The 7,907-nt window shown below is 60.9% G+C and carries 9 protein-coding genes; all 9 read right to left on the bottom strand.

What is annotated here, in order from left to right; all coding sequences use genetic code 11:
- The coding region (locus Q0Z69_RS08820; protein ID WP_298032212.1) for a hypothetical protein at positions 1-195 on the bottom strand (195 nt) is incomplete at its 3' end.
- A 12-nt stretch (positions 196-207) separates the two neighbouring features.
- The gene (locus Q0Z69_RS08815) at positions 208-2,019 is read right to left on the bottom strand and encodes a hypothetical protein (protein ID WP_298032210.1); all 1,812 of its coding nucleotides are present in this window, start codon (positions 2,017-2,019) and stop codon (positions 208-210) included.
- 22 nt (positions 2,020-2,041) lie between these two features.
- Positions 2,042-3,910, bottom strand: a complete 1,869-nt coding sequence (locus Q0Z69_RS08810; RefSeq protein ID WP_298032207.1) for a hypothetical protein — start codon at positions 3,908-3,910, stop codon at positions 2,042-2,044.
- A 284-nt stretch (positions 3,911-4,194) separates the two neighbouring features.
- Positions 4,195-4,848, bottom strand: a complete 654-nt coding sequence (locus tag Q0Z69_RS08805) for a hypothetical protein (protein ID WP_298032205.1) — start codon at positions 4,846-4,848, stop codon at positions 4,195-4,197.
- Positions 4,849-4,899: 51 nt separating this feature from the next.
- Positions 4,900-5,907 carry a hypothetical protein gene (locus Q0Z69_RS08800; RefSeq protein WP_298032201.1) on the bottom strand — a complete coding sequence of 336 codons (1,008 nt, stop codon included), beginning with the start codon at positions 5,905-5,907 and terminating at the stop codon, positions 4,900-4,902.
- A gap of 17 nt (positions 5,908-5,924) precedes the next feature.
- Positions 5,925-6,314 carry a hypothetical protein gene (locus Q0Z69_RS08795; RefSeq protein WP_298032199.1) on the bottom strand — a complete coding sequence of 130 codons (390 nt, stop codon included), beginning with the start codon at positions 6,312-6,314 and terminating at the stop codon, positions 5,925-5,927.
- Positions 6,311-7,252 carry a hypothetical protein gene (locus tag Q0Z69_RS08790; RefSeq protein WP_298032197.1) on the bottom strand — a complete coding sequence of 314 codons (942 nt, stop codon included), beginning with the start codon at positions 7,250-7,252 and terminating at the stop codon, positions 6,311-6,313. Before Q0Z69_RS08790 ends, Q0Z69_RS08795 begins: the two co-directional genes overlap by 4 nt.
- Before the next feature lie 87 nt (positions 7,253-7,339).
- Positions 7,340-7,492, bottom strand: coding sequence for a hypothetical protein (locus tag Q0Z69_RS08785; protein WP_298032194.1), 153 nt, complete (start codon positions 7,490-7,492; stop codon positions 7,340-7,342).
- A gap of 175 nt (positions 7,493-7,667) precedes the next feature.
- The gene (locus Q0Z69_RS08780; protein ID WP_298032191.1) at positions 7,668-7,901 is read right to left on the bottom strand and encodes a hypothetical protein; all 234 of its coding nucleotides are present in this window, start codon (positions 7,899-7,901) and stop codon (positions 7,668-7,670) included.
- Positions 7,902-7,907: the final 6 nt, after the last annotated feature.

Here is a 7,907-nt window from a genome sequence, read left to right as displayed (position 1 = left end):
GGTCACGCCGCACCCGGCCACGATGGCGTCGTTGCAGGCGGCGGACAGCTCCGCCAGCTTGGCCGATTTGACGGCGGCCAGGTCTGCCGGACCGCCCAGGATCTGTCCCGTTTCGGCGTTCTTGTAGCAGCGCACGCCGCCCACGTCTACTTCCACATATCCCTTTCGGGGCGGCAAAACTGGTTTGTGCAGCATGATGATTCCTCCTTATCTGATACGGATGTAGGCGTAAGAGCGGTTGAGAGAAATGAGTGGGAGCCTGTTGACGGGCGTCACCGTCAGGTAGACCTTTCCCGCCGCGTCGGTGAAAACGTCTGAAACAGCAAATTTCTTTGTGGTCTCATCCAGGCGCAGCAGCCCTTTGGCGTTGTCTGCCAAAACTGCCTGGGTGTTGGTGTGGGCCAGCGCATAGGTGTTTGCCTCCGCGTCGTACGAAACATACATCAAGCCCATGCTTTTGAGATACCCGACCAGCAGGCCATTCTCCAGCACTTCCGGCGCCATGGAAAGCAGCGTGTTGGCGGAGGGGATGAGGGAGGTCGGGAGCCGGAGATCGTATGTCGTGTCATCAGTGGAAAATGCGATAACGGAATCTGCAACTGTGAAGGTCTTTCCATACTTATCCTTGTTGTAGATCAGATACCGGTCGCCGCCCAGCTTCACGATCCCAAGAGGAGCTTTCAATAAAGTCGTTCCTCCAAGATTACTGCTGCTTGTAACTCTCAGCAGCGTTTCATTGATAAGGCTTACGAAACTCGGATAGGAGGATGAGCTGTATCTGCTGTCTCCATATCCGATCAAGTGCCCTGCCTCCCAGTCATAAAACATCTTCAAATACCGATCTGTTTCAACTATCAGCGTTTTAGCAGTGCCGTCAATGGTGGTCCACTGAGATATCGTTGTCTTGTATGTATCCGTACTCCATTTCGTGCTATAGACGGCAAACGGCGTCACAGCGCGGATCGTGCTGATATCCATGGCAGTTTCCAGGGTGTTGTCCAGCACAGACAGCGCTTCCTCCCCGTCCAGCTCGCTGATGGTGTAGACTTTTTTCTTATTTACAAAAAGGATGTAATAAGCGCCGTGAAACAATATGACCTTGGCGGTATCCTCGCTGGTGTACTGCAAGTCAGAGACCCGCAGCGTTTTCAGGCTGGCTGGATCCAGATTTTTGATGAAATAAAAGTCATAGATGTATCCAACTTTTCCCGACGTCGCGGCGTCCTCATTTTTTGAGGTGATATAGAAATACTTCCAGTCGTTCCGCTCCCCGGCCATCACATCTTCCAGGCCGGAAATGGCATTGTAGGATGTCTTTTGAAAAGAGACCGGCAGGCTCGCCGTACCGAATCCCTCGTGCAAAATCACATCCGGATCATTTGCCGCGTCCCAAAACGCTTTCGATACATCCGATTCAAAATACTGGTCTCCGTTGCACAGCGCCCAGTTCTCGCCGAGATCTTTCCGAACAGTCACTTTGACCGTCCCAATCGGATCAATGGTGTCCGGTGCCGCCGCCAGCACCTCATCCACCGTCGCCCCGGGGCCCTTGCCATAGAGCGCCGCCGTCGCCTCCCGCACCTGGTCCATACCGGTCCAGCCAACCTCCTCGCCGAACACAGGGATCTGCCCAGCCTTGCCGGGAATGGCCGGCTGCTTGGCGTTCCACCGCTCCCGGTCCTCCGCCGAGACATACGCGCCGTAGCCCAGCGTGTTGCCCTCGCCGTCCACGATCTGGCTGCCGGTGGTCTGCCAGGTCTCGCCGTCATCGCTGAACTCCAGCACCAGATTGCTGTTCAGCCGCAGATACTTGAAGCCCGCCCCCTCCGGCGCCAGCACCGCCTGCTCCACGCCCAGCTCCATCAATGCGTCCACCAGCTCGTTATGGGCGGCGGCCACGCCTTTGGGCAGCCGGTCAAAAACAGCCTTGTTCTGCGCCGGAGTCCCGCTCAGGATGTCCGGGGCGGCGCTGACGCTCATTTCATTCAGCTGCTCCTCCGTGATCTTTTTCAATGCCATGCTTTCACTCCCTCGGTTTTATTTACCGCTTATAGTTGTTCCCTGGCTCTTTCCACTCAAGGCCAAAGGAATACAGGCCGAAGGGCTCGTTGTAAACGTCGTTTTGCAGCCGGAACCGCACCTTGTCCACCTTCTTGATCTTGATCTTTTTGAACAGCGTCCGGGGCGACCTGTCCAGCGAAAACACGAACTTCGCGAAGTTGATATAATTCCAGTCAAAGTATCTGGCCCGCTGCTTGGCGTCCAGCTCCTGGGACCAAAGGCCCCGCTTCAGGGAAAAGATCCGCACGCCGGTCAGGTTCGCCGCCGCCAGCCGGACGGACAGGCCGGTAAAGGTCTTGCTTTTGAAAAAGGATTTCCCGTCAAAGTCGCTGGTCTCCCAGTAGGCGTCGATGGCCGCGCCGTCGTCGTTGTAGCTGGCCGGGTCCTCCGCGTCTGCGGCGAAGCGGCACAGCTTTCCCTCCGCCGTGCCGAAGCACAGCGCGTCCCCCTCCGTCCACAATGTCCGGGCCGGGATATCCGGCCAGGTATAGCACTCATACTGAAAGCTGCTGTAGGGGCTGTTCCGCTCATAGGTCTTTTGCTGCAGGTCCAGCAGATACAGCGTCCCATCCAGGGCCAGCACGTAAAAATCCCGGTATGTGATGGCCGCGGCCTCTGTCTTTCCCTCCGCCGCCTGTAGGGCGCTGCCGATGTAATAGCTCCGCTCCTGGCTGTATTTCTCGCCGGTCAGCTCCTCCGCCGTCACGGTGTAAACGCCCCGTTCCGTCAGAAAAAGCGGCTCCTTCCCGGACATGGCAAAGGTGTCCCGTGCCGCCGCGTGCTCCCCCAGCAGGGTGTTGGTGATCCGGAAGATAGCCTCGCCGCTCTCGTCCAGGGACCCGGCCCGCACCACCACGTTCCGCCCGTCGCTGGCCCCGTCCAGAAAGGCCGCCAGGGCGTTGTTCAGAATGGCATAGCCGATGATCTCGCTGCCGTCCCGGTTCAGCTTGGTGTAATTGGTGTCGGGGAAAAAGGTGGGATCCTCAAAGCCGCTGTAATAGTCCGTGCCCGGCTTGTCCGGATTTCCCGCCAGAAACACCCGGTCCGCCGCGCCGCCCACGCCGTAAACGGCAAACACGGTGCAGCGGTTGATGCTGTCCAGATAGCCCTCCCGGTCCTTGCGGGCGGTGATCTTCACGTTGTCCTGCCCCGTCACCGGCGGCGCGCCCGGCGCCGTCGTGAACGTCACGGTCCCGGTTTTCCGGTCCACCACGAAGTCGGTGTTCTCCGTTTTGGGGATCCACTCGCCGCTGCTGTTCAGCACCTCCGCCGTCACCGGCTCCTCCCCCAGCTCCGTGGTGGTTAGCTGATATACCTTCACGTTGGCCTTGCCCAGAAAGCTCTCGGTCCATGCCGTGCAGATCAGGTTCAGCGCCTCATAGGTCACGCCGCCCCCGGCAGGGTCCCGGGAAATGACGATGGTGGGGATCTTGGCCGCCTCGGATACCGGCTTCAGCTCCTTCCCGTCGTATACCTGATAGGTGGTCCCATCCAGCAGATACAGCTTTTCATCAAAAAGAAAGCTCCTGCTTTTTGCGTCGGCCATGGCCCCCAGCTCCGTGAAGGTCTCTCCGCCGTCCCAGGTAAACAGTTTCGTCCCCGCGTGGACCAGCAGCTGCTCCCCCAGCCGGTGAACGCCGTTGATGGCCGCGCCCTCCGGGGCCGTGGCTATGGTGGTGTAGCCCGTCCGCTTGCGGACCTTGCCCACCTGGTCCCGGATCATGTTGGGAGCCGCCGGGGACCGGGACGGGTCCACGTTGGAAGGGCTGTTGTTCAGATCCACGCCCCGGAAGGTCTCAATGATCGTCCGGTACTTTTGCGCTTCGCTTGGAATGGAAAACTGTCCCACGTCCTCGCAACCTCCTTTCAGGCATAGTATTTCGATCTATTTTCGCCGGGGCGCATCCCGGCAGCTTTTCAAAATGGGCGGCTGCCCGCCGCCCGGTCGCCTTTCAGGCTCCATGGATTCACCGTCGCGGCAATACGATTCCCGGCCCCCGCCAGGGGCCGCCTTTCGATCTATTTTCGCCGCGACATGTGCGTGGCGAAAATACATTGACTCAGCCGCCTTGGGCGGCGTCCACCAGTCCGCAGACTGGTGGGGGGAATCTAAAGGGGGGACTTGTCCCCTCTTTACCACCATCCCGTGGTGTTCCTCACCTTCCCGCCGCGGATGCCGCCGCCGGATGCCGCGTAGGACTGCTGGAGCTTTTGAAGGCCGTCCTCAAACTCGTTGCGGAACATGGTGGCCATGGCCAGCTCATCCTCTTTATACAGCTCCGCCGCGATATACAGCGGCACCAGGGCCGCCGCCTCCGGCGCCAGCTCCAGCTCCGTGCTGTCCGGCGTAGCGGATGTGATATGCGGCGGATAGGCGGCATACCACAGCGTATAGACGGCCTCCCGGTCCCCCGGCAGCACCAGGATACCGTCGCCCTCCACATCCCACTCGTCCGCGTGGCCGTAGCTGCCGCCGCTGTCCTCCATCAGCTGTTCCAGGCAGCGGAAGCGGGGACAGTAATCGGAAAGGACGATCTGATACCGGGCCTCCGCCGCCGGCAGGACAAGGCGTTCCTCTGTCACGGCCTCCGCCGCCCCGGCCCTGATCTCGATCCAGAAGCGTTTCAGGATGGGCCGCCCCACCGTGGCCAGCTGTTGCATGGCTTCGTTGGCCTTGCCCGGCATGGCGTTCAGGTATTCCTGGTTGCTGTCGTCCATGTTGATGTCCATGCCCTCATTGGCGAACATCGTCTGCAAAGCGATCAGCTTGCACTCTTTCCAGTTCAAAGTTCCGCCCTCCCTTCGCTTGAGCTTGCAAGGGGGACAAGCCCCCTTGCTTTACAGCGCGGTACCGCCGGTCATGCCGCCCACGGCGCAGAACCGCCAGTCCACGAAGCCCGCACCGAACCGGCCATAGCCCTGCCACACGTTGTTCCAGTTGTTCGGGTCGATGTCGCTCTTGACCTCCATCTTGATCCGGTCCAGCCACACGGGGCCGTCCTGCTCCTGAATGAAGCTGGAATCCAGCAGGATCCAGGGGGACGCCTTGATGCCCAGCCTCTCCAGCGCCAGGGTCAGGTAGGGGTCCACGATCACGTTCCACCGGCCGTACTGATAGTTGAAGCCGTTGTTGGCGGTGGCCGGGTCCTTGTCGGAGCCGATGGCCTCAAACACCTTGTTTTTCAGCACGGCGTCGTTGGGGATCCAGATGGTGTCCGGCTGGATGGCCAGCAGCTCGCCGTTGTCGCCCTTGGTGTTCTGCATCCGGGTCTCCAGCTTGCCCAATGCGGCGGTGCTGATGTCGTCTGCAAACAGGTTGCTCTGGGCGTCGCCCTTCACCTTGGCAGGGTGATCCTTGGCAAACAGCGCCTTCTTGTCCGCCGAGCAGCAGTCAAAGACCTGTTTGTTCACTGTGATCTTCGTGCCCTTCAAGCCTCCAACATAAAGCTGGCGGCCAAACAGCTCCCGGGTCCGGTTGTAGGCGGTAATAAAGGCGTTGGCCTTGTTTTTCATGCTTCCGATCTTGTTGTCATCCGCCATTTCCCGGGTCACGGAAAACATGCTCTTCCAAACCATGTGCTCCACAGTCTGGGCAAAGCCCTCTTCAAAGCCGTTGCTGGGGAATTTTCCGCCCTCGCCCACAGGCTCCCAGTTGTTCATGGCCGTGTCGCCGGTGAATTTTTCGCCCCAGTTGTGGCTCTTCTGCATCCGGTAAAGCTTTTTCAGCACGCTGGCCTGTTCAAAGGCCTCGCCCCGCTTTTCCAGATAGCTCTTGATGGGGAACTGCGATTTGCCGTATCTGCTCTCGTGCACGCCGTCCCCGATGGATACCGTACAATATGCCATAATCGTTTCTCCTCCTCTCAGAATTTCACCAGCACCGTGTTGCCCACAGCGCCGCCGTCTATACTCACGATCTCCGCCACGCCGGAGGCGGTGGTGGCCGTCACCTCCAGGCCGTCCTCCGACAGCGTGACTTTAGAACCGGCGCTCAGCCCGCCCTCACCGGCGGCTGCGCTCAATGTCGTCTCAAACACCATGTACGCCTGTACGGCGATCACCGGCGTCATGCCGTGCATGTCAGCGGGACCCACGGCGATGTAGGAAGGCTTCACGGTGGCGCCGCACTTGGTCAGTGCCCCGGCGTCCAGCGTCAAAGCTTCGCCCAGTTTCACCGTCTCGCCCTCCGCCGCCTTCATGTGTTCAATGGGAGGCGTCAGCCCCACGCTCATGCTGGATAGAAAAAAACTCATACTTTCCTCTCTTTCTTGATGTCCTTCAGGTACGCAGCGTATGCGGTCCTGATCTCCTCGTCGCTGGCGTTCGGCATCATCTCCCGGAACAGCTCCGCCTGCTCCGCCGGCACTTCCACCGGCAGCTTTCCGCTTCCATCCCGGACCGGGTCCAGATGCCGCCGGTTGGCGGCGCCGTTCAGGGCCGCCGCCTTGGCCGCCGCCGCCCGCCGGGTGTCGATGGCCTGCCGGTTCGCGAGGTAAAAGGCGTCCTCCAGGCCCACGCCCTTCTGCACCAGCTCGTTGAACCTGGCCGCCGTGGGCAGCGCCGCGATATCCTCCAGGCTCTTCACGCTGGGGTCCATGGCGCTGATGTTCCGCAGCGAGGCGCTGATGGCCTCCTGGGCCTTGGCGTTCACCGCCCTGGCCCGCTCCTGCATGGCGGCAAGCTCCGCCTGCTGCAGTTTCTCCCGCATGGGCGCCAGCTCCTGGTCCACAATGCCCTTGATGGAAGCGGGGTCGATCCCGGCCTTTTGCAGCTGCTCCGTCTGCTGAGCGCGATCCCGCTCAGCCTTCCAGGCCCGGTATTCCGCCTCCGTGGTGATGGGCCGGCCGGTGTAGGGGCTGACCTGTCCCGCAAACAGCTCTGTGAAGAGCCGATCCTGCCGGGCCTGCTCTGCCGCCGCCCAGTCCTGCTCCGCTCTGGCCCGCTGCTCCGCCGCCCACTGCCGCCATTCCCCGGCGCTCATCTCCGGCGGTGCTGCCGGGTCCTGGGTCTCCGGCGTCTCCGTGTCCTCTGGCTCCTGCCCTTCCGGTTCCTGGGTATCCGGCCCGTTCTCCGGCTCTCCGCCGTCCTCCCGGGGCGGCTCCTGTGGTGTCTCCTGGGGCTGCTCCTGGCCTTCCGGCTGGGGAAGCTCCACGCCGAACTCCTCGGCGATCTCCTGCTCGCTGATCTCCATATGCCTTTCCTCCGTTCTGTTTTTACCTTCCCGCAAAAAGCCGCCGCTTTTCACGGGAGCCGCGCCGCTAATTGCTGTAAAGCAGCTTTACTTTCCAGACTTCCCGCCGCTCCGCAGGTCGTTGCCGGTGATCTTCACCGTGCCCTTGGTGCTGCCGCTGCCGCCGCCATAAGGGGCCTTGATGTTCTGGGTGGACCGGTTCTTGATCTTCCCGGCGTAGCCTCTGCACTTCTCCGCCATGCCGCCGCCTCCTTTCTCTTCGTTCTTCTGCCTCCGCTCCGGCAGGCTCCACAGGACCGCCCCCCTTTCGGGGGGCCGTCCCGGAGGTATCACGGGGAAAAACCGGCTTTGCAGCCGTAAAAACCCCGGGACGGGGGAATGGCGGCCCCCGTCCTGTGCAGCCTGCCGGTTTTTGTCATCCGCTCTCGCCCTCGGCTTCCTCCCGGGGCTTCTCTTCCGGCTTCTTTTGCAGCCTCTGGTCAAAGGCCGCGCACCGCCGGTTCCGGCAAACAAATTCAGGCCCGAACTCCTCACAAGCTCCATTTCTTTCGCTTCGGCCTTCTGCCAAAGCTCCTTCATTTCGCTGCTCGTCGTTTCCCTCCGCAAACGCTCCGCTGGTTCGCGTCGGGGTAATTTTATAAACGATCATTTCCAA

The organism is uncultured Dysosmobacter sp., assembly GCF_947631165.1.
Taxonomy (GTDB): Bacteria; Bacillota; Clostridia; order Oscillospirales; family Oscillospiraceae; genus Oscillibacter.
The sequence above is the reverse complement of the archived record's forward strand: the minus strand, read 5'-3'. Positions and strand labels throughout refer to the sequence as shown.

Excerpts from the sequence above, each read along its gene's own strand:
- Q0Z69_RS08815 (WP_298032210.1), bottom strand. The coding sequence starts at position 2,019 with ATGGCATTGAAAAAGATCACGGAGGAGCAGCTGAATGAAATGAGCGTC.
- Q0Z69_RS08800 (WP_298032201.1), bottom strand. The coding sequence starts at position 5,907 with ATGGCATATTGTACGGTATCCATCGGGGACGGCGTGCACGAGAGCAGA.
- Q0Z69_RS08795 (WP_298032199.1), bottom strand. The coding sequence starts at position 6,314 with ATGAGTTTTTTTCTATCCAGCATGAGCGTGGGGCTGACGCCTCCCATT.
- Q0Z69_RS08790 (WP_298032197.1), bottom strand. The coding sequence starts at position 7,252 with ATGGAGATCAGCGAGCAGGAGATCGCCGAGGAGTTCGGCGTGGAGCTT.
- Q0Z69_RS08785 (WP_298032194.1), bottom strand. The coding sequence starts at position 7,492 with ATGGCGGAGAAGTGCAGAGGCTACGCCGGGAAGATCAAGAACCGGTCC.
- Q0Z69_RS08780 (WP_298032191.1), bottom strand. The coding sequence starts at position 7,901 with ATGATCGTTTATAAAATTACCCCGACGCGAACCAGCGGAGCGTTTGCG.